General features: G+C 57.3%; 14 protein-coding genes. 6 read left to right on the top strand and 8 right to left on the bottom strand.

The window, feature by feature from the left end:
• Positions 1-82: 82 nt before the first annotated feature.
• The 3 genes from HF945_RS06085 to HF945_RS06075 all read right to left on the bottom strand — a co-directional run bounded on the left by HF945_RS06085 (position 83) and on the right by HF945_RS06075 (position 7815).
• Entirely contained in the window at positions 83-4882 is a 4800-nt protein-coding gene (locus HF945_RS06085; RefSeq protein WP_290524854.1) for an NAD-glutamate dehydrogenase, read from the bottom strand.
• Between the two features lie 359 nt (positions 4883-5241).
• Entirely contained in the window at positions 5242-5556 is a 315-nt protein-coding gene (locus tag HF945_RS06080) for a DUF2288 domain-containing protein (protein ID WP_290524853.1), read from the bottom strand.
• Positions 5557-6405: 849 nt separating this feature from the next.
• Entirely contained in the window at positions 6406-7815 is a 1410-nt protein-coding gene (locus tag HF945_RS06075) for an alkaline phosphatase D family protein (RefSeq protein ID WP_290524852.1), read from the bottom strand.
• Positions 7816-7921: 106 nt separating this feature from the next.
• On the opposite strand from HF945_RS06075, the gene HF945_RS06070 reads away from it, so the two are divergent.
• Complete coding sequence (locus HF945_RS06070) at positions 7922-10720, top strand: hybrid sensor histidine kinase/response regulator (protein ID WP_290524851.1); 2799 nt, start codon at positions 7922-7924, stop codon at positions 10718-10720.
• Here HF945_RS06070 and HF945_RS06065 read toward each other — a convergent pair.
• Positions 10687-12771, bottom strand: a complete 2085-nt coding sequence (locus tag HF945_RS06065) for an ATP-binding protein (RefSeq protein ID WP_290524850.1) — start codon at positions 12769-12771, stop codon at positions 10687-10689. The two genes, HF945_RS06070 and HF945_RS06065, sit on opposite strands and share 34 nt — an antisense overlap.
• Positions 12772-12987: 216 nt before the next feature.
• On the opposite strand from HF945_RS06065, the gene metG reads away from it, so the two are divergent.
• Complete coding sequence (gene metG, locus HF945_RS06060) at positions 12988-15030, top strand: methionine--tRNA ligase (protein ID WP_290524849.1); 2043 nt, start codon at positions 12988-12990, stop codon at positions 15028-15030.
• Between the two features lie 137 nt (positions 15031-15167).
• Here the strand turns inward: metG and HF945_RS06055 are convergent, their stop codons facing one another.
• From HF945_RS06055 to HF945_RS06040, 4 genes are all read right to left on the bottom strand, one after another.
• Positions 15168-15929 carry a polysaccharide lyase family 7 protein gene (locus HF945_RS06055; RefSeq protein WP_290524848.1) on the bottom strand — a complete coding sequence of 254 codons (762 nt, stop codon included), beginning with the start codon at positions 15927-15929 and terminating at the stop codon, positions 15168-15170.
• Between the two features lie 375 nt (positions 15930-16304).
• Complete coding sequence (locus HF945_RS06050) at positions 16305-17237, bottom strand: IS110 family transposase (protein WP_290525365.1); 933 nt, start codon at positions 17235-17237, stop codon at positions 16305-16307.
• A gap of 596 nt (positions 17238-17833) precedes the next feature.
• Positions 17834-18712 (bottom strand): polysaccharide lyase family 7 protein, encoded by an 879-nt coding sequence (locus HF945_RS06045; protein ID WP_290524847.1) that lies wholly within the window; start codon positions 18710-18712, stop codon positions 17834-17836.
• Between the two features lie 446 nt (positions 18713-19158).
• Entirely contained in the window at positions 19159-19857 is a 699-nt protein-coding gene (locus HF945_RS06040) for a Crp/Fnr family transcriptional regulator (protein WP_290524846.1), read from the bottom strand.
• A 93-nt stretch (positions 19858-19950) separates the two neighbouring features.
• On the opposite strand from HF945_RS06040, the gene HF945_RS06035 reads away from it, so the two are divergent.
• The 4 genes from HF945_RS06035 to HF945_RS06020 all read left to right on the top strand — a co-directional run bounded on the left by HF945_RS06035 (position 19951) and on the right by HF945_RS06020 (position 25402).
• Complete coding sequence (locus HF945_RS06035; RefSeq protein ID WP_290524845.1) at positions 19951-20736, top strand: class II aldolase/adducin family protein; 786 nt, start codon at positions 19951-19953, stop codon at positions 20734-20736.
• 34 nt (positions 20737-20770) lie between these two features.
• Positions 20771-21367, top strand: a complete 597-nt coding sequence (locus HF945_RS06030) for an HD domain-containing protein (RefSeq protein WP_290524844.1) — start codon at positions 20771-20773, stop codon at positions 21365-21367.
• A 499-nt stretch (positions 21368-21866) separates the two neighbouring features.
• Positions 21867-23225, top strand: coding sequence for an oxygenase MpaB family protein (locus HF945_RS06025; protein WP_290524843.1), 1359 nt, complete (start codon positions 21867-21869; stop codon positions 23223-23225).
• 491 nt (positions 23226-23716) lie between these two features.
• Positions 23717-25402, top strand: coding sequence for a GAF domain-containing protein (locus HF945_RS06020; RefSeq protein WP_290524842.1), 1686 nt, complete (start codon positions 23717-23719; stop codon positions 25400-25402).
• Positions 25403-25430 lie beyond the last annotated feature (28 nt).

Here is a 25430-nt window from a genome sequence, read left to right as displayed (position 1 = left end):
ATACTGTCATTATGTACAGTATATCAACAGGCCTGCAGACTCAATGATTTTGACTGCCCACCAGACACTGGCGGTTATTAGGCTATAGCAGCCTTAATTTGCGAAGTTCCCGCACCCCCACCGCCAACGTCATGAAGTCATGCTGGCTGTCAGCCTGAAGGCTGTGCAGGCGCCGGATACTGAACTCCACCTTGTTGCTGGCATTGTTCTGCCAGGCCGCAAAGCGTTGTTCTGCATTGTCACCGTCCTGCTCCAGCACCCTGGCCGCCACCTGACGATGGAGACGATAACAATCCTCGCGCAGATTGGCCCTTGCCAGGGCCTGCCATTTACCATTCACGTTGAGATCAACGATGGCAGACAGTAACCAGAGAATGTTGAGCCGATCGCCAACCGTGAAATACACCTGCGCCGCCAACTTCAAGGGTACCTGGGCCTGGGAGGCAAGCTCCGCGATATCAGGCCCGCTTCCGAGCACCATGGTGTTGGCCAGGATGCGGGCCTCCTTTTCGGGGATGCCATCGTCGCCCATCCCTGTGATTGCCTGCTGCCAATCCTCACGGTAACCACCTGGCAGGATGTCCGGCAGCAGCTGTTCCAGCTCGACAATGGCGGCATGGAAACGCTCCATGGCTTCCGCCACCGGACGGCGTCCCCACTTGTAGAACAGCAACCAGGTGGTCATGTGTTTGAGCAAACCAATTACCCGGCCATAGAGGCGCAACTGCACCTGGCTATCGACAACACCATCCAGTTGATCCACGGTCTGCCAGTAGCCATCCGCATCGAATACGGCATGGGCCATGGCATAGGCCTTCACCAGTCTATGCGGTGAGAGCCCATGCTCATCGCAGGTACGGTGAACGAACGCAAAGCCCATCCGGTTCACCACCGCATTGGCCAGCACCGTGGCAATCAATTCCCGCCGCAAGCCATGGTTGAGCAATGCCTCGCTGTATTGTTCAACCAGCATGGACGGGAAGTAGTGAAGCACATCCCGGTCAAAGAATGGATCGTCTGGCACCCGGGAAGCCAGCAAGGCATCAAACAGGGCATTCTTGGTATAGGACAGCAGCACCGACAGCTCGGGACGGGTCAATCCCTTGCCGCGGGAGCGCCGCTCGGTAAGGCTCTCGTCATCAGGCAGGAATTCCACCGAACGAGTGAGCACGCCCTGGCGCTCCAGCATGCGCAAATGGCTGGCGTGCTCCTCAAGACGACTTGCCGCATCGTATTCCAGCAAACTCAGCGCCAGGCTTTGAACATAGTTATCTCGCAGCACCGCCTCGGCCACATTATCGGTCATGGCTTCGAGCAGGGGGTCCCGCTCGCAATGGGTGAGGGTTCCCGCCTTGAGCATCTGGTTGAGCGGAATCTTGATATTTACTTCCCGGTCAGAACTGTGCACACCGCCGGAGTTATCAATGGCATCGGTATTAATGCGCCCACCCTGCAGAGCAAACTCCACCCGCCCCAACTGGGTCAGGCCCAGGTTGCCGCCCTCACCGACCACCTGGCAACGCAATTCACGCCCATTGATACGGATAGCATCATTGGCCCGGTCTCCCACCTGGGCATGACTCTCATTGCTGCCCTTGACGTAGGTGCCAATGCCACCGTTCCAGAGCAGTTCCACCGGCGCCTTGAGGATGGCCTGTATCAGCTCGGCAGGGGTCAGGCTGTCGTGTTCGACCCCCAGCGCCTCACAGGCCTGGGAACTGAGGCGGATATTCTTGGCCGAGCGGGAATAGATTTCCGCACCTTCGGAGAGGCAGTCACGGTCAAAATCGTCCCAGGTTGAGCCCCGGGTGGTGAACAGCCGCTGTCGCTCCTTGAAGGTACGGGCAGGATCCGGATCCGGATCAACGAAGATATGCATGTGGTTGAAGGCGGCGACCAGGCGAATCTGTGATGACAACAACATGCCGTTGCCGAACACATCACCGCCCATGTCACCAATACCCACCACCGTGAAGGGGGCCTGCTGGATATCCTTGCCTTTCTCCCGGAAGTGCCGCTTTACACTTTCCCAGGCCCCCCGGGCGGTAATCCCCATTTTTTTGTGGTCGTACCCCACACTTCCACCCGAAGCAAACGCATCCCCCAGCCAGAATCCGTATTCATCTGCCAGGCCATTGGCGATATCGGAGAAGGTGGCAGTGCCCTTGTCCGCGGCCACTACCAGATAGGGATCATCGCTGTCATGACGTACCACCGAGGGGGGCGCAACCACCGTGTCCTCTTCACGGTTATCGGTAATGTCCAGCAGACCGCGAATGAACTGCTGATAACAGGCCACCCCCTGCTCCTGCCACTCTTCACGGTTCAACGGATTGCCCTGTTTGACCACGAAGCCGCCCTTGGCGCCCACCGGGACGATGATCGCATTCTTCACCATCTGCGCCTTCACCAGCCCCAGTACTTCCGTGCGAAAATCCTCGCGCCGGTCCGACCAGCGCAGACCACCCCGTGCCACCGGACCGCCTCGCAAATGGATCCCTTCCATTTGCGGTGAATACACAAACGTCTCAAACATGGGTAGCGGCGGCGGTAGTTCTGCCACCCGGGTCGGGTCCAGCTTGAGGCTGACATAGGTTTTCTCCTTGCCCTCCTCATTGCGCTGATAAAAATTGGTTCTCAGACCGGCGCGAACCACACTCAGGAAAGCACGCAGCACCCGGTCACCATCCAGCGACGCCACCTGGTCCAGCTCATGATCCAGAGCCTGAGCCAGCGATACCCCCTCCTTCTGCCGACGCGCGTCATCAACCGAAGGGTCAAAGCGGTTTTCAAACAGCTTCACCAGCAAACGCGCAATTGCCGCATGGTCCGCCAGCAACTGCTCCATGTAACTCTGGGAGAACGGCAACTCGGTCTGCACCAGATAGCGGGTTAGCACGCGCAGACAGACAATCTGCCGGGTATTCAGCCCGGCCAGCAATACCAGCCTGTGCAGGCCGTCATTCTCGGTCCGGCCCTGCCAGCAAGCCAGAAAGGCATCTTCAAAAAACCGTTTCTGCTGCACCGGTCCCAGCGCACAGTCACCACTGACCCGAACCGAGAAGGATTGCACCCACTGGTCCTGTCCATCACGAAGACTCAACCGGGTGGGTTCCTGGCTGACCACTCGCAGGCCGAAGTTTTCCAGCAACGGCAGGATATCGGACAGCCCCAGCGGATGCCCCAGACTGAACAGGCGTAAATAGGTAGGGCAGGCAGCGCTGTCTTCCTCGGTCACAGACAGACTGGGAAGGACCGGCTGACTGGAGGATAGCTGCGCCAGATAGTGAATATCTGCCGCCGCTTCCATGGGGCTGGAGTGCTCCTGGTATCCCAGCGGGAAGGCATCCCCATAGCGCATGGCCAGGGCCGCACCCTCCTCCCCTTCTTCCCGGAGAATGGCACGCAATTGATCAGCCCATGACCGGGTAACCACCAACAGGCGTTCCTCCACCTGCCCTTCTGTCATGCCGAGCTGGGTACCCTGGGGAATGCGGATGATGCAGTGAATTCTGGCCAGCCCCTCGCGCAGAAAGTCCACGGTTCGTTCCACGGACACGCCATTGCACAGGCGCATCAATTCATCGGTCACCTTGTCCCGCAGCTCACGGGAAAAACGTTCGCGGCTCAGATACACCATGCAGGAGTAGAACCGGCCATAACGGTCGCGGCGCAGAAACAACCGCAAGTGATCCCGGTCACGCAGGGCCCGGATGCCCATGCACATATGAAACAGTTCATCCTCACTGCACTGGAACAACTCATCGCGGGGTAGCTGATAAATGATATCGCGCAGATGCTTGCCGGAATGGGAACGCTCCGGAAGACGGGAGCGCTCCAGTACATGATTGACCTTGCGACGAATCAGGGGGATATCACGGGGGCGGTTGATATAGGCATCCAGGGAGAACAGGCCGATGTAACGGTCCGTACCCTCCACGCTACCGTCTTCCGCCAAGCGTTTGATGGAGATCACATCCATATAATGGGGGTGATGAATCGACGAACGCATATTCGCCTTGGTCACGACCACCAGCCTGCCATGGGTAATGTACTTGGCCATTTCTTCATGGGGCGCGATGAATTGATCCGCATCGGCATAGCGGCTACCGGTGCGCGCCAGCCCCAGGCCGGCGTCATTATCCAGCTGTAACCGGGTCACTTCACCGTCGCTGTGAGCATGGGAACGGGCGTAGCCGAGAAAGGTGAAGTGTTCATGCTGAAGCCAGTCGATAAACGCCAGCGCTTCCTGGAGCTCGTCCTGATCACGGTCCGGATAGTCACGGGAAAGATTCTCACCCGTGGCGTGGAGGTTATCCAGCATGGGGTGATAATCGCTGACCACCACCCGCAGCTCGTCCAGCACCAGCGTCAACTGCTCTCGTAACGCCGCATAGTCCCGGTCACTGGTCAGCGGTTCGAATTCCAGATAGATGAGGGATTCTGCCGGATGCTCGCCATCCCCCACTCCGTCCACATGAGTGATCTGCCCCTGCTCATTGCGGCGGATGCGTAACACCGGGTGAATGGCCCAGTCGATGGCGGTGTCAGCATCACGCACCGCCATGGACACGGAATCCATCAGGAAAGGAATATCCGTGGTCACCGTGCGAAGACAGGCCAGCTCGCCACTGCGTGCCGGAGGGCATATTTCAAGGAGTAATTCCTGGTCCCGCTGACAGGCCAGTTGCCAGTGATCATGGGCCAGCCGGAACAACTGTTCCGGGGTGCGGGCATTCAGGGAAGCGTGACTGGCCATTTCAAAATAACTGGCCAGAAAATTTCGGAACAGGGGCTGCTCTTCTGCATCGATCTGCTCGGCCAGCATGCGTTCCAGCTGGGCCAGCATCAGCGTCTGGCGTTGGGCGATGTCGTCCTGCATCCTTTCCTCCGGCGTCAGTGCCCTGCCTGCCGCATGACCTGTCGGCAGGTCCTGGTAGAGCCAGATTTTGGCTCCCTAAAATTCACTCTATACCGGAGCCGCACGCCAATACCACCCCAGGCTCATGCACGCTCAGCAAAGCCTGGATTTCATCGGGGAAGAGGGGCTCAGGGAAAGACGCTGAGAGGGCTGCGCCGGGTTGGACCGGTAGCGTGTTGCAAGGGTCCAACCGCGCCAGCGGAAGAGAAGATGTTGGCCGCGCGACCGTCTACGGTTGTCGCCTGTCAACGCGGAACAGCGGTTAGCAGGTCACCCCCCAGACAGGAAACATGGCCGTTTTAGCAAGCGGTCAAGGCCGCCTACTGGACCTGTTCGGGTTGCACCAGTACCCAGGGCATGACAACCACGCTCCACAGGGTCTGGTCTGCCTCATACCAGTGCCCGGCCTGCTCATCGGCCACTTTATCCACCTGCCCTTTTTCACGCCACAGGGAGATCTGTGCCGCATTGTCTTCGGAAAAGGCCAGGGCCACTTCCACAAGATCGAGCCCCGGGGCCACATAGATGGTTTGCCCCCGGGCAAAAAAAGGCTGCAGCTCAGCCCAGCTGGCCTTGGCGGTTTCCTGGTTAAGCTTGGCTTTGAGGACGTCGCGATCTTCGCTGTGTTCAGACATGGTGAGCTCCGGTGTGAATCCGGCGCATTATCACGGCTACGACCCGAAGAGGCAAAAAGAGGATCATCGCGGCTTGGCGAATCCACATTGGACGACGTTTTTTTTAGGCTCTTCGCGGATTTGAGGGAAAGTTAAGCGGCCTGGTCGAAGGTCGGACGTCAGAAGTCTGACGCCCAAATCAAACCCCGGGTTTGCAGTCATGCTGTTCATTTAGGTCGTGATTTTGGTTTTTTGTGGGAGCGTGCTCGCACGCGAAGCCTTTATTTCAGAGCGCGCCATTCGCGTGCAAGCACGCTCCCACAGAGACCTTGAGCTTAAGTGAACAGCATTGCGGGTTTGCAGTGCTTGTGAGCGTAGTGGCAGGTGCATTGCGCAAGAGCTTGGGGGCTGCCGGTTTTCTGTCTTTTGCGTCAGACGTCCGACTTCAGACGTCTGACCAATCTGCTTTCCCGCTAATCCGCGATGAACCTTTTTTTGATCCTGATGTGGGCGTTTGCTTGCAAACGAAGCCGTTCCCAACCGCGATATGCAAGTGCCCCTCACGGTGCGGTTTCCCCGGGCTGGCGTATTGCAGGTTGCGTGGCGTCTGGTGCGATCGAGAAGCGACCAAAAAGAAACGCCCGCCAGTTTGGGGTCTGGCGGGCGGGCTGTACCGGGCCGAAATCGAACATCCGTGTTCCATCGCGTCCTTGCGAGATCAACTTTAGGGAAACGCGGACTCCGCTATAAGTCGTTATTTGCCTCAGATTTTGTAGGATATCTGCCATACGCAAGCGACGCCCTCGCCTACCCCAAATGAATGTCCCGCCTCCCCGCTCGTAGACAGGCCCAGGAAAACAGCCTTTCGGTTTACCAACAAATCTCGCGACTGGCCCCCTCCACCGGGCGTCGACGGCGATCATAAAGGGCAAATCGGGCGCCATTTTCATCAAAGGACACCATGGAGAAGGCGTTGTCGCTGAACACCGCTCCCGGCACATTCACCTGCCCCAGCGGTTTTCCCCAACCGCCATATAGCAGGCCGGGAACCCGCATCATCGGCCGATACCACCGGAACGCCATCAAGGCAGTGGGCCAGAACAGACCCGAGCAGGTCCAGCTATGCACCTGCTTGCCGCCGCGGAGCGTGAGATTGGCGTACAGGGAGGCGTGCACGTCGCCACTGAGCACCACCAGTTTCTGGCTGTCACTGGCCGACATGGCCTGCAACAGCCGCTGGCGTTGATGGCGAAACCCTTCCCACGCATCCCGGCCATGAAAAGGACGGCGCTGCTCCGGAAACATGACCACCGAGCTGACCACCACCTTGACCCGCTCCGGATCCGTATTCAGCCACTGGGCAAAGGCGGCCTCCTGCTGCTCGCTAATCATCCGCCGCTGCCAGGGCCAGCGGCTCAGCACCCGCTCGGTGCGCACATCCATCACGAAGAAGTCCGCTGGCCCCCGTGAGAAGGTATACCAGAACCTGTCCGGATCCCGATCCAGCCAGGTACCGGCTCGGTTCAGCGGCGACGCCGGCGAGTGGGAGGCCTGATAAATCTGGTAGGCCTTGATGGCAGCGGGATATTTGCTGGTCCAGCGGTCGGCATCTGCCCGGGCAGGCCAGTTATTCTCGATTTCGTGATCATCCAGGATCATGTAGCAACTGGTATGGCGTAGCAATCGGGCCAGATGGGGCTGGGAAAAACTTTCCCGATACAGGCTGAAAAAATCGCTGTGGGTTTGTGCAGCACCAAGGCTATGCATGGAATCGGCGTAGACCTGATCGCCACCAAAAAGGACAAATTCCGCCTCTTCCTTCTGCCCCAGTGCATGCATTTCGGCAAAGATCTTGTCTGCCCGGTCGTCCTGGATCTTGCCATCCAGTCCCACAAACCGGTAACAACAGGACCCGAACAGAAACCGGGTCTGTTCGGCGTCTGGCTGGTCAGTCATGAATTCACCCGGCTCAACCGCCTGCCAGTCCAGTGCCATCTCTGTGTCATCATTAAGCCAACCTGCCTGAAACTGGTAACGGGTTCCCGGCTTGAGATCATTGAGGACCACCACCCCACTTCCATCAAAGTTGCCATTCACCCGGAAGGCCCTTGCGGGAGACCAGTCGTCCGTGGCGTACTCTCGCCAGCGCACTCGTCCCCAGCAATATTTATTGCCGGCCTTGATGGTATTTTCCGGCAAAGCACCGAACAGGCGTGCATGGGTCGGCCCGGCTTCGCCAAGAATCGGCCCCACCGCAAAAGGATTTACCTTCCGAGACATTCATTCCCCCTAATTGAGCCCCCGGGTCCACACTGCTAGCATTCATGCAAGGGGATAAAATTCCATAACACCGAAAGGCGCCCCACCTTTATTCAGGAATACGACAGTGCCCAAGGACGTGCGATTCGGTTTATTACTGGTTGTGGCTCTTTTTCTGCATGCATTGACCTCCGTGGTCCAGGCACACGCCACGGATATGCAGATTATTGGCGAAGATCAACAGATACTCCATCCCCTGAAGGGGGTGACCTATCTCTGTACCCCCCCTGATCAGAGCCTGGACATCACAGCAGTACGCCAGCTGGACACATCAGAGTGGCTAAACGCCGGCTCAAGCCCCCCCAATCTTGGCTTTACCTCTGACCACTGCTGGTTTCATTTCACCGTCCGCAACCTCAATCCGCTAGTGCAGAACTGGATCCTGCGAATCGATTACGCCATGTTGGGCGAGGTGGACGTCTATCAACTGGATGCCGGCGGCTCTATTGTTTCCCATCATCAGGCCGGCATGGACAGGGATTTCAGCGTACGCACAGCGGAATATCCGACCCCGGCTTTCCCCACCACCCTGCCATCGGGCATCGACAGTGACTTTTTTGTCCGCCTGAGCTCCGCTCACAGCATTCAGCTACCTGTGACGTTGATGAGCAAGGACGCCTTTGAATCACAGTTCCTGAATCGCACCCTGATTCAAGGCGTGTTCTTTGGCGGCATGCTGGTGATGATTCTTTATAACCTCTCCCTGTTCTTCTCGGTGAGGGAGAAGGTCTACCTTCTGTATGTGTGCTGGTCAGTGGCCATCACTCTGTTTCTTGCCGTTTACCAAGGTTATGCCCAGCGCTATCTGTGGCCTCACTCACCACTGGTCAGCAGCCACGTCATCCATTTCCTTCTGCCGTTGCTGGTGTTGCTGCCATCGCTGTTTACCCTGCATTTCCTTTCTCTGCAGGAAAAAGCCCCACGTCTTGCCCTGTGGCTCCGTGGCCTGGTGCTCACCGGCACGGTCCTGTTCCTGGCCGCGCCCTTCACCAGTCGTGAATTCCTGATCCCGATTTCAGTCATAGCGATTCTGGTGATGGACTTCAGTATTCTGCTGATCGGCTTGATTCGTTCCCGGTCCGGCGATCCGGATGCTCGCATTTTCACCATCGCCTGGGTGTGCTTCATTGTCGGCGCCGCCTCCATGGCCCTGAACAAATATGGCCTGGTGCCTCGAAACGTGCTGACGGAAAACCTGCTGCAGGTCGGGGTATTTGTGGAAGTGGTGGTGCTGTCGCTGGCCCTGGCCCGTCGCATCAACCGGCTCAAGGAAGCCCATTCCGATTCCATACGTGATCGCGCCATCGCTGAAATGGAAGCCTTCAAGGCCGGTGCCCGCAACCAAGCAAAAAGTGAATTCCTGGCTACCATGAGCCATGAAATCCGTACCCCAATGAACGGCATCATGGGCATGACGGACCTGTTACGACGCACCGCGCTTTCACAGCAACAGGCGCAGTATGTCAGCACGATCTACCAGTCCACCCAGTCCCTGCTGACCGTGATCAACGATATTCTTGATTATTCCCGGATTGAATCCGGCAAGCTGGAACTGGATTTTCAGGACACCGCCCTGGAAAGCATTGTCGACGACTGCGCGCGGCTGTTCGCCCTGCGTTCAACCGAGAAACAGGTCCCGTTATACATTCACATCGACAGCCGGGTGCCGGATGTGATCCGTACTGACCCGATCCGTCTTAAACAGATTCTCACCAACCTGCTCAGCAATGCCTTCAAATTCACTGAACGGGGCAGTGTCTCCCTGCACGTGACACTCAAGCAGCCAGTCAACAACAACAATCAATGTGTGCTGATGATCGAAGTGGTGGATACCGGCACCGGACTGGACGAAGGCCAGCAGGCAAGGCTGTTTGACGCGGTCAGCGAAGTGCGCCACAGCGGCGACCAGAAAGGCGCAGGGTTGGGACTGGTGATCTGTAAGCGTCTCACCGATTTGCTGGGTGGCGACATCGGCGTGAGCAGCTCGCTGGGCAGGGGGGCGACCTTCTGGCTGGCACTGCCCGTCAAGGTAGCCGGGAGCACCGTCAGACCCGTTCTCAAAAATCGCACTGCGGTGGTCATCTCCAGCACGCCGGCACAGCTACTCAGCCTGTCCCAGCTGCTCAGCCGCTGGGGAGCCAAAACCCGCGAATTCAGGGATGCGGAATCAGCAATGGATCCCGCCCTGGCAGATCAGCCGGTAGATTTTGTGATTGCCGAACACAATGTGATGGCCTCTGAATCGCTGGTGCAACGCCTTCGTGACCGTTTCCACTCTCCGACCATGGTACTGCTGCACCCCACTGGTACCCCGTTGAGTGATCAGCTACCGGAAGACCTGCTGCTAATCGAAACCCCGCTCTCCTGCCAATCCCTGAAGCGCAGTCTGGTGACCGGCAAGGATGAGTCCGGCTACGACAGCATGATCGCGGAGAAGACCGTGGTGCTGGACAAGGCCAACCGGCTGAATGTAATCGTGGCTGAAGACAACGCCGTCAACCAGCTGGTGATCGAAAGCATCCTCAAATCCCTGGGCATCCAGCCCACGCTGGTAACCAACGGTGAGCAGGCCTTCCAGCTGATCAGCGAGCAACCTGCATACTGGGATATTTGTTTCATGGATTGCGAAATGCCGGTGATGGACGGCTACCAGTCCACCACCGCCATCCGCGAGATGGAAGCCGGCGAAACCAGCCAGCCCCATTGCTGGATCATCGGGCTTTCCGCCCACGCCACCGGGGATTACGTGCAAAAAGCCCGCGATGCAGGCATGGATGACTATCTGAGCAAGCCCGTTGCCCAGCAACAGGTCAGCGAAGCCATCAAGCGCGCTCAGCTTTCCAGATCAAAAGACGCTTCCGACTGACGCAGCAGACGGGAACAGACCTGGATCAGTTCATGGATCCTGACCGGCTTGCCCAGGAACTCATCGCAGCCAGCATCGAGACAACGCTGGCGATCCAGCGCCAGCACGTTGGCGGTGAGGGCCAGCACCGGCCCTTCAAAGCCCCGGTCACGCAGTTCCGCCACAGCCTGGTAACCGTCCATTTCCGGCATCTGCATGTCCAGCACAATCAGATCGAAGTCCGGGTTGTCCGCGTGTTCCTGACACGCTTCCTTGCCATTTTCCGCTTCCACCACCGTCAATCCCGCATTCTCAAGCACCTTGTGCACAAACATGCGATTGACCGGATTGTCTTCTGCCAACAGCACCCGCCCTTCCAGGCTCCCTTCCTCATAAGCCCGACTTCTTGAGGGCTGCTGATGCGAGGGGATGGCACTGGCCACCACCAGCGGCAGCACCAGATCAAAGCAGCTGCCACAACCTTCCCGGCTGTTTACGGTGATATCGCCGCCCTGCGCCCTGGCCAACTCCCGGGCAATGCTCAGCCCCAACCCGGTCCCGGCATAGCGGCGCGAGTGGGAAGCATCGGCCTGGGAAAACGGTTGGAAGATGCTTTTCAACTGGGTTTCACTGATTCCGATGCCGGTATCCTCGACCTGAACCTGAAGGCTCTGCGTGGATTCGTCCCAACCCGCCTGCACATTGACATGGCCATGCTCGGTGAACTTCACCGCGTTGCCCGCCAGATTCATGAGTATCTGGCGCAGCCGAAACACGTCGCCGCACACTGTGGCAGGCAACGTCCCGGACAGGGAGAGCCCGAGCCGCAGGCCTTTCTCACGGGCCCGAAGCTGCAGACTGTCCACCACTTCATCGAGCAGTTCCTGGGGAGAAAAGACGCGCTGCTCATTACTCACCTGGCCCGCTTCGATGCGCGAAAGGTCCAGTACATCATTGATCAGTGCCAGCAGTGCGTCACCGTTGTGCTGGATGATAGTGAGGTAGCGGCGCTGCTCCTCCCTGGAGAGCGAACCGCCTCGCAGCAACTCGGTATATCCGAGTATGGCGGTCATGGGAGTGCGGATTTCATGGCTCATGTTGGCCAGAAACTGGCTTTTGGTCTTGCTGGCACTTTCCGCCTGCCTGCGTGCTTCCGCCAGCTGGTTCTGGGCACTCTCGATGCTGTCCACCATGCTGTTGAAATCCTGGGCCAGTTCACCGATTTCATCGTCGCTGAGTACTGGCAGGCGCTGGTCCAGCGGTCCGCCCCGGGCAATGGATCGCACCGCGTTATGCACCAGTTTCAAACGGCCAAAGAGCATGGTCTGAATCCGCATATTCACCAGCAACACGGTTAACCCGGTGAGTATCACCATGATCAGAATCATGGCCGCCACCGCCGAAAACATGGCGCCCATACCGTCCTGAGGCAGCTCTACCACCACCTCAAGGGGCGCCCCCCCCAGGTAATCCGGCAGCGGAAAGCGACCAATCAGCCCTTCCTCCGTCTCTGCAGACAACCCCCGTACCGGTTTGGCACCTGCAGGCACATCCCGCACATAGAGTGCATGGCCTACCCGGTCAGAGAGGTAACTCATCCAGTTACTGTCCAGCCACACTCCCAGCAGGTAGGCCTCGCACCGGTTTTCAACGGCGGTGATGAACAACAGGGCCCGTCCATCCACACGCACCACACCCCAGATCGGTGAACAGCTTTGCGCAAACTGGCTGGCCAGTTGCTGGGCCACGCCCCCCGACAGCAGGGATTGCGCCCCCTGTTGCCAATCGATGCGGTCATTCTTCAGCGCCATCAGCATATCCAGATGCCCTACCCCATCGAGGGCCAGGGGCGGCTTGTCCGGCTGCTGGGTCCAGTCGGCGGCGCGGACCCGCATCACAGACAACTGATCGAGAAAGGCAGACTCCACCTTTTGCAGTTCACGGCTGGCGGTTTGCTCGTGGAGGCGGTTCAGAAAGGTCTGATTGACCTGATAAAGGGCAACGGATACCAGTGCCACACAACTGGCGGCTGCCACGATGAGCAACCAGCGTATCCGTGATCGAAGCGTCATACCCCTGTTTCCCCTGCACCTTTAAGCGGATTGTTTGGTTTATTGTCCCGGCTAGCACCGGACCGCCAGCCGGATTCATACCAGTCTTGACGGAAAAAGTACGCCAGCGTTCTACCAGCGGCAGCCATTCCCGGATGACCGCTCAGATGGGATGAAATACCACCGCGGTCCCCGTATCATAGGCGGCCCTTTTGCCGGAAAAACGATCCCGTTCTCATGAGTGACACGCCACGCAAGATTCTGGTGACCAGCGCCCTGCCCTACGCCAATGGCCCCATCCACCTGGGCCACCTGCTCGAATACATCCAGACGGACATCTGGGTTCGCTTCCAGAAGCTCCGCGGTGAGCAGTGTACCTATGTCTGTGCCGATGATGCACATGGCACGGCCATTATGCTCAAGGCCGAAGAGAACGGTGTCACACCGGAACAACAGATCGCCCAGGTCAAAGCCGACCATGAGCAGGATTTTGCTGATTTCCAGATCCGCTTCGACAACTATTACAGCACCCACAGCCCGGAGAACCGGGCGCTGTCCGAAATGGTGTTCCAGCGTAACAAGGATGCGGGCTACATTGTCGAGAAGCAGATCACTCAGCTGTACGATCCCCAGAAAGGCATGTTCCTGGCCGATCGCTTCGTCAAGGGCTCCTGCCCCAAGTGCAAGGCTGAAGACCAGTACGGTGACAACTGCGAAGTCTGCGGAGCCACCTACTCCCCGGCAGAGCTGATTGACCCTTATTCCGCCGTCAGTGGTGCCACCCCGGTGGAGAAAGAAACCACCCAGCTGTTCTTCGATTTGCCGAAATTCGAGCCGCTACTGCGGGAGTGGACACGCTCCGGCGCCTTGCAGGAGCAGGTCGCCAATAAACTGCAGGAGTGGATCGAAGACCTGCAACCCTGGGACATCTCCCGTGAGGCCCCCTACTTCGGTTTCGAAATCCCCGGCTACCCGGGCAAGTATTTCTATGTCTGGCTGGATGCGCCCATCGGTTACATGGCCAGCTTCCAGAACTACTGTGAGCGCGAAGGCCTGAATTTCGACGATTACTGGGGCAAGGATTCCAACGCCGAGCTCTACCACTTCATCGGCAAGGATATCATCAACTTTCACGGTCTTTTCTGGCCCGCCATGCTGGACGGCGCCGGCCTGCGCAAGCCCACGGCCATCTACAGCCACGGCTTCGTCACCGTGAACGGTGCCAAAATGTCCAAGTCACGGGGCACATTCATCAAGGCCCGCACCTACCTGGACCATCTCAGCCCGGAATACCTGCGCTATTACTTCGCTGCCAAGCTGTCCAGCCGGGTAGACGACTTTGACCTGAACCTGGAAGACTTCGCCCAACGGGTGAATTCCGATCTGGTGGGCAAACTGGTCAATATCGCCAGCCGTACCGGCAACTTCGTGAAGAAGTTCGGCGGCACACTGAGCACCGAGCTGGACAATCCACTGCTGGTGCGTGAAGTCCAGGAAGCGGCCCCTCGCATTGCCGAATTCTACGAACAACGGGAATTCGGCAAGGCCATGCGTGAAATCATGGCCCTCGCTGACCATGCCAATGGCTATATTGCCGAGAAAGCCCCCTGGTCACTGGCCAAGGAGGATGGCAAGGAGCAGGAGGTGCTGGCCATCTGCAGTACCGCCATCAACGTCTTCCGACTGCTGGTGATCTACCTGAAACCGGTACTCCCCGCGCTGGCGGAACGCGCCGAGGCTTTCCTGCAGGTCGATCCGCTCAACTGGGCGGATGCAGATAGCCTGCTGCTGGGTCACGAGATCGCCAAGTTCAAACCGCTGCTGGGTCGTATCGACATGAAGCAGATCGACGCCATGCTCGAAGACTCCAGGTCCGCCGCCCCTGCACCAGCCAAGGACGAGAGCAGCAATGCCGCCGATGCCAAGAAAGCTAAAGCTTCGCCCGAGGACGACACCATCAGCATTGATGACTTCCTGAAGGTCAAGCTACGGGTTGCCCGGGTAGCCAGGGCGGCCCATGTGGAGGGCGCAGACAAGCTGCTTCAGCTCACACTGGATGTAGGCGAGCTGGGGGAAAGAAATGTCTTTGCCGGAATCAAGGCTCGCTACCAGCCCGAAGAGCTGGAAGGCAAGCTGGTGGTACTGGTGGCCAACCTTGCCCCCCGCAAAATGAAGTTCGGCGTGTCCGAGGGTATGGTTCTGGCAGCCGGTCCCGGCGGAGACGATATCCATATTCTCAGCCCCGACAGCGGAGCCAAACCCGGCATGGAAGTCCGCTAGCCCAGCTCCGGCTGCGAACGGCAATCATAATGCCGCCATGGCCCAAGGCCTGGCGGCATTTTTTTGGTTTATCGCGGATTATCGCTCCGCTCAGCCCCGCGTGACCTCCTTGTCAGCCGGGGACCTGGAGAACCGATCTACTGACTTTCATAGGTCAGTTGCTTGAGCCCCATCCTGGCCTCACCATAGTCAGCGTCGCCGCCGGAAGCGTACAGACCTACCTTGAAGTAGCATTTGTATTTCTCCCAGTCAGATACGTTTTCCACATGCACCAGGGCACCGTCGAGGCCGATCATCACCTGGTAGTTGTTGACCCTGATCGTAGCCCTGAAATCACCCTCTGGCCGGGGACCCAGAGGAACCCGTTTGTAACCACTTTTCTCGTGATAGATCACAGCGAACAGATAATCCTCATACACCCCCCCGTTGTGTTCACGGCGCCGATCCAGCGTCAGCCTCAGCGGCGGTGTCACCGAGCCCTTGCTCTTGCGGTGCAACTGCATCCAGGTTACTTCATCCAGCTCGGTTTCCAGTAGTCGCACATTCGCATCCATCTGCCGCCATCCGGAAACGGACCATTCAGGGAACTGGCGCAATTCGGATCGCACCTTGTACTTGCCATTCCGCTCTACCTCGAACACCTGATAATCGGCATGCCGGTAGTAGTATTGAGTCTGCGGATCTGTATGGAGTTTTTCCGGCGGCAACACCTTCCACACCTTTTCATCCCCCACTTCATACTGGAGTTCACTGTTGGACAGGGCCTCACCGAGCAAACTGGCCGACACCGGGGGAGCTGAAAAAATGAATGCCAGCGCGGGCACAATCCACAGTTTGGTGCTCCACAGTTTGGTAATCCAGAATTTGGCTTGCCTACGTTTGATAAGCCGGGTGTTCATAAGACGATCTCACGGTACAGGTTTGAAGTGGCGCCAGTGTGCACTTGTTACATACAACCTACCTTCCATGATTCACACTTTTAATAACCGTCTGTGAGAATCATTCCCAGAGAACAAAAAAAAGATGCATTGGTTTTTGGGGGAACATCGATGGGAAAGGGTTGAGACGGATCTGCAGATATTGAGGTTTTCCCGCAGGAGAGCGCAGGCGGCGCTGCTGCGTAACGAACTTTGTTGTGAGGCATTCCCTCATATCCGCTATGACCCCCAAAAGGGGCAGGTTTGCCCTGCGCCTTTATCTGGTTCATCGCGGGTTAGCGGGACGTTGCTGCTACCGAGGCCTTCCCGTAGGAGATTCTATGTTGTCCACCCCTTTTATGAGGCAGGCATAGATACGTAGTCAGTACGGCTCTTCATCAGCGCGAAGGCGATACGGACCAGCTTACGTGCGAGGATGACCAGGGCCTGCGTTTTCGCCAGGCCACGGTCGAGATAACCTTGGTAGACACCCGCCCAGCGGGCGCTTTTACGAGCGGCCATGGCCGCACAGTAAAGCAGTCTGCGGGTCTCTGAGTCGCCTTTTTTGGTCAGCTTGCGTTTTCCCGTTCTGGTGCCGGAGTCCTTTACATGGACATCCATCCCCAGGAAGGCGACGAAGGCGTCGCTGTTGCGGAAGTCTCCTCGCAGGAAGGCCATGACCAAGGCGTAAGCCGTCAGATCGCCCACACCTTCCAGAGATTTGCAGCGTTGTACCTGATCGCAGAGCCCTGCCTCTCTTACGGTGTTGCGAAGATGCTTCTGGATTAGTGTATCCAGACTGTTGATCTGTGAGATCAGCCTTGTCAGGCTCGCCTTGAGAATCTTTTCGCCACCCAGGCTCTGTTGGATCATGGTTCGCGCCTTGATCAGCGCCGCGCGGCGGCGTAGCAGTGTCTGCAGTGTTCGATACGCCTTGGGCGGCGGGCTCCAACGGCGCAGATCCTCCTTCTCTCTCTGCAGATGGCGGGCAAGCAGCTGGGCGTCAGAGGCGTCTGTTTTAGCTCGGCCGCCTGTTCCCTTGCGGTAGCTGCTGAGACGTGAAGCATCAATGACGTAAATGTGGTGCCCTTTGGCATGGGCCAACTCGATGACTGCCATGTGGTAAGTCCCTGTGGCCTCAATGGCGATCTCACAGGAGCATGGCAGGCTCTTGAGCCAGTGTTTAATGGCTTTGGGGGTGTTCTCGATGGTGAACGTCTGGCCCTGGAAATGAATGACCAACTCGGCCTTGGCGACGTCGATGCCGACGATAGATCTTGCTACTTGCATTGCCACTGAACTGCCCCTTGAGCTAGGTTACACATGCTTGTCGGGGCGCACCTAAACGCTGGCTTGCTGGTATCGTCGGTCTGAGGTGCAACTCAGCCGATGGATTCTTTATCGGCGTATGAATAGGTGCGGGGTGGGGCCAAGTCTCCTACCGTCTGTACCCTGAGGTCAGATGCGTCGTTGGTCCCTCCACCCCGGCAAGTCCTGCATCATTGCAGGAGAGGCATTCAAACATACAAGCGTCGCTCGCGGCGCGATTCCAGCGCTTAACTTCGCCCGGGTGAAATCGCTGTCTGGTGGGAGATTCAGCTTGCTGAACGAAGGTTCTGGTAGCGTGCCCAGACCTACAGCAGCATTCGTTCAGCAAGCTGAACTTCCCACACAAGCAACAAAGCCAGTTTTAGCAGAGAGGCTGCAGGGACCGCTGAGTCTGAAATCGCGCCGCGACCGAGGGCAGCGAAGGAACGCGTGTCAGAGCGGCCCCGCAGGGGTGAGCGGAGCGAATAACCGACGCGCCTACGGAATCGACTTGCTGCGAGCCATTCCCGCAAATCCGCGATGCACCCTTTCTTTACCCGCCAGTTGGATCGGGTCTGTCAGCCTTCAATGTCAAACATGAGGCTGGACATACCCACTTTTGCCTGCCCTTCAGCAGCAGCGCTGCCAGACAGATAGAGCCCTGCCTTGAAGTAGCAGTTGTAACCACTCCACCCCGCTACGTTCTCTACATGCAGCAGATTGTCGTTAATGGTGATGAAAACCTGGTGATTGTAGGCACGCAGCTCGGCCACCATGTCACCCTCAGGGCGCGGCATGAGCGGTACTTTCTTGTAGCCACTTTCTTCGTGGTAGAAAACCGCGATCAGGTAATCGTTGTAGACCTTGCCGCCGATGGATTGGGACTTGGCCCAGGTCAATCGCAGCGGGGGTTTCACCGAGTAGTACTCCTTGCGATGCAGCTGCATCCAGGTGTATTCGTTGAGCGGCGAACCCCCCAGCCGCAACGTTCCCTTCATGGAATTCTCATTTGCCACACTCCATTCGGGGTACTGACGCAACTCGGAACGTTTCTTGGACTTTCCTTCCCGGGTCAGGTCATAGACAAGATAACCGTCCTTGAAATAGAAAAAGTCGGTTTCCGGGAAGGTCAGCAGTTCATCGGTGTAAATGGTCTTCTTGCCGACCTTGCCGTCCTCATACTGATGCACACTGGTAGAAAATGAAGGAACAAACGATTCCTTGAGGTTTTTCGGGGGCTCAACGGCCACCTCTGTTTCCGTATTGTCCTGGGTCACCTGGCTGCTGCCTGTCTCCGGGGCGCTATCGCCCCCGGCCCCCTTACTGCTGTCCGAGGCGTCTTCGTAGTAGTTTCCTGTTTTTTCCGGGCTGGCTACCGCCGAAGGTGTATCCGATCCGCCACAGCCAATAACATTAAGGGTAAAAATGAAAACTAGGGTTTTATATATAGAACACATTTTTTATTCCTGATTATTCTCCTTATGCCAATTGAGACAGCACCTCCCTGATGACCGCCCATGGACGTTAAGAATATTTTCTTAGCCCTAACGATTAGGTGAAATGCTAATGATCAGAAATACGCGGTTCTACGGTGTTTTCGTTAAAATGTGACACAAAACGTCTAATGAATTTAACTTAAGCACTGTCAACATTTTTCGATAACGGTTTAGCTATATGGAAGGGAAAACAACAGGTTTTTTTTAATTAAAAATAGCCAAAGGTATTAACTGATGGAGTATAAAAATAGTTTTATTGGCGTATTTTTATAGCCATAAGTATTAGTTTTGGGACATTACTCTGAAACAGCGCCAGTCTTTTTAGCTATTACCCAGCCCACCATTGCAAACCCTGAAGCTAGGCGCATTCAGACACAAACCGGGATAAACAGCTAAGCCTCCCACTCTTAATCCTGGGCGTGCTCCAGAAAGTTCATCAGCGCACTTTCATCAGGAACGGTTATGCAGCGGTAACCCAGTTCAATGAGTCCCTCTGCTTCAAATTGTTTGAGGGTCTTGTGAACCCCCTGCCGGGTCATGCCCATCATGTTGGCAATGTGCTCCCGAGTCAGGGCAATGGTGACAGGCCCATCAGCCCTCGGCTTGTCACCGCGCTGGATATCACACAGAAACAACAGACGCCTGCCGATTCGCGCCAGGGTGCCACGCAAGGCATCTTCTTCAATGAGGGTCATGGCAGACCATAAACGCCGACTAATGCAGTCAAGAATCACCGGATAGCATTCCGGGTAGCGCGCCATCAGGTCACGGAAGAAATCCCCGGGCAATTCCACAATCTCGGCGGCAGTATGAGCCGTGGCGCCATAGACCCGGTCCACACCGGGCGCAAACACGGCATCACCCACCCATGCCCCCTGATCCAGCACAATCAGCAAGGCTTCACGGCCCTCCGCATTCATGGAGTGGATCCGTACCATGCCGCTGGCAATCACACACAGCCAGACCTGCGGCTCCCCCTTTTCATAGACAGCCTCATTGCGCCGAAAAGAGCGTACTCGCGCATGGGGCACGGCTTGGGCAATCGCCGCCTGGGGAAACCCGGCAAACAGGGGACAGCCCCGTAACACCTCAGCAATATCAATCATTGGACAATTGTAAACTATTTGACAGTCTTTTCAGGAAAAGCAGGCCTACACTCCATGACATACCAATAAAACGACAATCACGGAGAGCCCATCATGAACAGCAAGGTGCAACTGGATCCAAGCAGCATTCCCTCACGTCAGCATCGGGTCAGCGCAGAAGAATGGCAACTGCGCGTCGATCTGGCAGCGGCTTATCGACTGGTGGCCCTGTACGGCTGGGACGAGCTCATCTTTACTCACCTGTCGGCCCGGCTGCCCGGTGAAGAGCATCATTTCCTGATCAACCCCTTTGGCATGATGTTCGATGAGATCACCGCATCCAGCCTGGTGAGGGTGGATCAGGACGGCAACAAGATTGACCCTGATGACTTTGATATCAATCCGGCGGGTTTCACCATTCACAGTGCCGTTCATGCGGTTCGGGAAGATGCACTCTGCGTCATGCATACCCACACCACTGAAGGAGTGGCAGTCTCGGCCCAGCAGGACGGTCTGCTGGCACTGTCACAGCAAAGCCTGTTCCCACTTTCCAACCTCTCCTACCACGATTATGAAGGCGTGGCCCTGCGTGAGGACGAGAAGGCTCGCCTGCAGGCGGATCTGGGCGATACCAGTTTCATGATCCTTCGCAACCATGGCCTGCTGACCGTGGGCAGCACCGTGGCAGACACCTTCCTGAACATGTTCATTCTGCAGCGCGCCTGCGAAATCCAGGTAGCCTCCCTGGCGGGTAACCGTGCCCTGACACCGATTCCGGAGGGCATTGTGGACACCATCAAGCAACAGGCAGAGCAGGTCACCAAGGGCATGGGGGGGCAACTGGCCTGGCCGGGACTGCTGCGCAAGCTGGATCGGGTAAATCCTGGTTACGCTGACTGATTGATACCAATAATATTGCTTCGGGAGAGCAAGCATGAATGATATGAGCCAACCCCGTGCTGAGTTTCAGCACATGAAAGATGGCACCGCCGAAGACTGGAAAATCATTGCCGACAGTTTCGGCGAGTTCCGCCATGGCCTGGCCGACCGCATCATGGATCACCTGCGCCTGCTACAGGGCGACTTTGGCGGCTTCCAGATCGACCGTTTCCAGCACTGCCTGCAGACAGCCACCCTCGCCCACCGTGATGGCAAGGACGATGAATATGTGGTCTGCGCCCTGCTCCATGATATCGGCGATACCCTGGGCACCTACAACCACGCTGACGTGGCCGCCGTGTTGCTGGAGCCCTTCGTGAGCGAAGCCAACCACTGGATGGTCAAGCACCACGCCATATTCCAGGGGTATTATTTCTTCCACTACCTGGGCATGGACCGCAACCTGCGGGACAACTACAAGGATCATCCGCACTTTGCGCAGACCGTAGAGTTTGTCAGCAAATACGATGCCCCGGCGTTTCAACGAGAAGCCGAGATCCTGCCGCTGGAGTATTTCGAGCCCATGCTGCGCAAAGTCTTCGCCGAACCGCGCAAGTCGCTGTACAAGGCGGCCATGGAGGAGCAGGGATAGTCGCGAGTTTCGAGTTTCGAAAATCAATAATGCCCGGGGTCACGCTCCGGGCATTTTTTTATGCCGCTCTGCGGCTGCATCACGCTTCACGCAACACGCGGCACGCAAACCGGGAAACTGCACCGAGGGGGCCCCCTGACCTTCAGGGTTGCTCTGCACACGGAGTAGTTTTGACCGAGGTTGGGAATGCTTCGTTTGCAAGCCAACTCGCGATTCGAACAGCGTCTCTGGAATCCTTACCTCGCTTAGGCTCGGATCGCGAGCAGGCTCGCTCCTACAGCGGCTTTGTAGAAATGCAAACGCCTGGGAACTTTTCCGGGGCTTGCTATCGAATCAGGCGTAGCTTGTAGCTCGACATTCTCCCCCCCCGTGTTTCCTTTTCTGAGTCATTCCGCGCCAAAAACCCGCCAGTTCCCATAGCGTCAGTTTCGGCTCTTGTCCGGCCCAAGGGTAAACGCTATGTATTACCCTAAATACCCGCATTAACGACGAGGTCGACATGTCCAAATCACTGGATGCACTGTGGGAAAAGGTGCGTGCTCAGAAGACCCATATTCCGTCCCTGTATGGCGACATCGATTTCGATGCCACCCCGGAACGCTTTACTGATGACATTAATGTCCGCAGTACGCTGCCAAGCAAGTTTGCCGGTAAATATCGCCCGGGCATCCTTGAAGACAAGGAAAAGGTAGAGCGTGCCCGCGCCTACACGTTGCTCGGGGATACTGTGGCCGACGCCTATGCCGCCCTGATGCCACAATACGGTTTCCGCGGTCTGATCGGGATGCTCAAGCAGGCCTGCGACGAAGGTCTGGATGCGGTGGAAGAGGCTCCGCAGGAACTGGTTGATTTCATCACGGCCATGGAAACCACTCCGGACTGGGTAGATATGGATCTGGTGCGTGAGGGTGCACGCCTTAGCCGCAACCAGATGGCAAACCTGGCCCCCTGGGTGATCCGCGGCGCTTTTGTCGCCACCTTCATGAACAAGTACTCCGGCTTGCCCATGGCCATCACAGGCACCTTGGGCAACGAGTCCGTGAACCAGCGGATTAACGAGACTTCGAGCTTCTTCACCACCGCTACGCTGCCCGGTGCACTGGAACGTTTCGGGCCTGGCTTCAAGGCGGCGGCCATGGTCAGGCTGATGCATTCCATGGTGCGCTTCAATATTCTCAAGCGCTCCACCCCGGACAAGGGGGGCCCCTGGGACCCCGCAGTCTATGGCATTCCGATTCCTCAAGTGGACCAGATGCCCGCCGGCACCATGCCGGCCTATCTCACCGCCTTCAAGGCCATGCGCAAGGGGCGTACCAAATTCACGGCTAACGAAAGGGCCATTGTCGAGCTGTCCCGCTACCAATGCTTCCTGCTCGGGCTACCCGAAGACCTGCTCCCTGCCGATGCCCAGGACATTATCGACACTATGCTGACCTACTCCGGCACCCTGCGCGAAGGCTATGACAACGACACCTGTGGTGGTCTCACCCGTGCCACCATGTCGGTTTACCGTCCCAAGGACAAAACCCTGCTCAGCAAGGTGCACAACATGGTGGAGCGCAGCTACTCCAAAGTGTTCTTTACTGAGGCGTTTCTGGGCCGCAAGGACAAGTCCAAGGCGAAGGAAATGGGCGTGGAGCCGCACCTGCTCGACTATGCCCTCTTCACCATCGGCAACTTCTTCGTGTTGCCGCGACTCACCGCGTTCCGGGTCTTGCAGGACATCCCCATCGCCAACAAGATTGCCGACCGGATTTTGGTCAAACGTATCAAGAACCTGCTGGTGGAATACGGCCACGCCGAATACACCACCGATGCCAGCGAGTACGCCGCCCCCGGCCAAAAAAGCGCGGCCTGATCTTTGCCGCTTCGCGGCTGCTAGACGCTGGATGCCTGACGCCTGACGCTAAAAGCCGAAACCAACCCCTCTTTCACCACAGAGGTCACAGAGTTCACCGAGAATAACCATTTCCTGTCTTGGTGAGCGCTGTGGGTTCTTGGTGAATCTACTGGTGTTGGGGGGGTGGAGAAACGTCAGCACCATTCGAACAGCCTTTCTGGAATCCTTACCTCGCTTAGGCTCGGATCGCGAGCAGGCAAGTTACTCGCTCCGCTCACCCCTTCGGGGCCGCACTGCGTGCGTTACTCCGCTACGCTACGTTCCTACAGCGGCTTCGTATAAAAGCCGGGAACTTTTCAGCCTTTCTTATTCCAATCGGACAAGCTTGTAGCTTGTAGCTTGTAGCTTGTAGCTGTCAGCTCACAGCTACCCTCCTCGTTCTACAAAACCGTAATCCAACCGTCACACAAACGCCTTAAAATGCAATTTTTTACTTACGGGACATCCCCATGCACAGCGCACGCCCTATTCGCTTGTCCATCAAGCAGGGTTTGTGGCTGCTGGCAGCAGGAATGGCTGCCGCGTTGGCGTTGATCTGGATACTGGATCAGCATTACCAGCGACGCATCACGGAAGACACAGCACTGCAATCCATGACCGTTGACCTGAGCCGTCAGCTCCAGAACCTCCGACAACAGATGGATGACTTTGCCAGCTCACGGCAAATGCAACATGCCGACAGCTTCAGGCAGGGCTTCAAGCGATTGGAGCAACAACATCAGCAGCTGATACAGGGGCTGGAGCAAGCCGGCTTTCCTGTAGCAGACATGGAAGCCGCGGGACAACACTTCCAGCAGGTCAAAGCGGATTTCGAAGCCGTCGTCACCAAGCAGGTAGAAATCGGTCTGGACCGTCAGATGGGCCACGCCGGCGATCTGAACGCAGCCGCCGCCCGGGTCAGTCAGGTGGTCGCGCCACACCCTGAGCTGGCCGTATCACTGCTCAGCCTGCGCCAGCACGAAAAGGATTTTCTGCTCTATCGGGATGAACGTTTCATCAACCAATTCATGGTGGCCCTGTCCACACTGCGCGGCAAGATGTTCATGTCCGATCTGGACAACCGGGTCCTGGCCGCTACCCAGCAATCCCTGCGCGCCTATACAGACAGCTTCAACACCATGGCCCAGCTGCAGCGGGAGATTGGTCTTAACAGCGGCACGGGACTCACTGGAAAACTCAATGCAGCAGCCAACCAGGCAGAACAACGTTTTACTGCTCTGGCACAACAACTGAATCAGCACCTGCAAGGCCGCCTCAACGACGCCCGTGTTCAAAGCACCCTGTCGGTGATCACCATCATGTGTTTGATGCTCACATCGCTGGGCCTGGTTATACGCCAACTCAATCGGCATTTCAGTCACGCACAAGGCCAGGCACAGCGACTGCGTGAAGGCGACCTTGAGACGCCCATAGAACAGATTCCCGGCAACGAGATCGGCGACCTGTTGCTCACCCTCGAAGGAATGCGTCTTGGCCTGGTGGAAAAAAACGAAGCCATGGCAAAGGAACACCGCACCCAGACTCGCCTGTCTGAATTAAGCAGCGTGCTTCAGGGAGTCAAGAATACCGATGCGCTCTGCGAACAGGTGCTCCGGTATCTTTGCAACACGTTCAAGGCCCACATTGGTACCCTCTATACCTACCGTGACGGGGAGCTCCAGTGCCGGGCCAGCTATGGCATTGCCGACCTGGAGCACCGTGTCCACCCCATCATGGCCGGCGAAGGCATCGCGGGACAGTGCGTCGTGGACCGCCGGCAAATGACCCTGCGCAACCTGCCCGCAGACTACCTGATGATCAGCACAGGCAGCCTGCGAACTCGCCCGGGCACCCTGCTGGTCACACCGCTGTTATGGAATGAAAAGGTGTATGGCGTGGTGGAGATTGCCGCGTCGGGGCCTCTTCCGGACGAGGCCGCCGGCTTCCTGCAGCAGGCCAGTGAAACCATTGCTATTGCCGTGAACACGGCCTTGGTGAATGCGGATCTGGCTCATACCCTCAGGGAAAGCCAGCGGCAGGCCGAAAGGCTGCGAGCCTCGGAAGCAGCGTTGCACAGCCGGCAGGATTCCCAGCAATCCATGAACGAGGAACAGGCATCGCACAGACGCCAGCCCCATTACGACCTGGACCACTAGGGAGCCTTCTTTGCGCAGGCCTCGCTGA

The sequence above is a fragment of the Alcanivorax sp. genome (genome assembly GCF_017794965.1).
In the GTDB taxonomy this organism is placed as follows: Bacteria; Pseudomonadota; Gammaproteobacteria; order Pseudomonadales; family Alcanivoracaceae; genus Alcanivorax.
Note: the sequence above shows the minus strand (reverse complement) of the source record. Positions and strands in the feature narration are given on the sequence as shown.

Excerpts from the sequence above, each read along its gene's own strand:
- HF945_RS06085 (WP_290524854.1), bottom strand. The coding sequence starts at position 4,882 with ATGCAGGACGACATCGCCCAACGCCAGACGCTGATGCTGGCCCAGCTG.
- HF945_RS06080 (WP_290524853.1), bottom strand. The coding sequence starts at position 5,556 with ATGTCTGAACACAGCGAAGATCGCGACGTCCTCAAAGCCAAGCTTAAC.
- HF945_RS06075 (WP_290524852.1), bottom strand. The coding sequence starts at position 7,815 with ATGTCTCGGAAGGTAAATCCTTTTGCGGTGGGGCCGATTCTTGGCGAA.
- HF945_RS06065 (WP_290524850.1), bottom strand. The coding sequence starts at position 12,771 with ATGACGCTTCGATCACGGATACGCTGGTTGCTCATCGTGGCAGCCGCC.
- metG (WP_290524849.1), top strand. The coding sequence starts at position 12,988 with ATGAGTGACACGCCACGCAAGATTCTGGTGACCAGCGCCCTGCCCTAC.
- HF945_RS06055 (WP_290524848.1), bottom strand. The coding sequence starts at position 15,929 with ATGAACACCCGGCTTATCAAACGTAGGCAAGCCAAATTCTGGATTACC.
- HF945_RS06050 (WP_290525365.1), bottom strand. The coding sequence starts at position 17,237 with ATGCAAGTAGCAAGATCTATCGTCGGCATCGACGTCGCCAAGGCCGAG.
- HF945_RS06045 (WP_290524847.1), bottom strand. The coding sequence starts at position 18,712 with ATGTGTTCTATATATAAAACCCTAGTTTTCATTTTTACCCTTAATGTT.
- HF945_RS06040 (WP_290524846.1), bottom strand. The coding sequence starts at position 19,857 with ATGATTGATATTGCTGAGGTGTTACGGGGCTGTCCCCTGTTTGCCGGG.
- HF945_RS06035 (WP_290524845.1), top strand. The coding sequence starts at position 19,951 with ATGAACAGCAAGGTGCAACTGGATCCAAGCAGCATTCCCTCACGTCAG.
- HF945_RS06030 (WP_290524844.1), top strand. The coding sequence starts at position 20,771 with ATGAATGATATGAGCCAACCCCGTGCTGAGTTTCAGCACATGAAAGAT.
- HF945_RS06025 (WP_290524843.1), top strand. The coding sequence starts at position 21,867 with ATGTCCAAATCACTGGATGCACTGTGGGAAAAGGTGCGTGCTCAGAAG.
- HF945_RS06020 (WP_290524842.1), top strand. The coding sequence starts at position 23,717 with ATGCACAGCGCACGCCCTATTCGCTTGTCCATCAAGCAGGGTTTGTGG.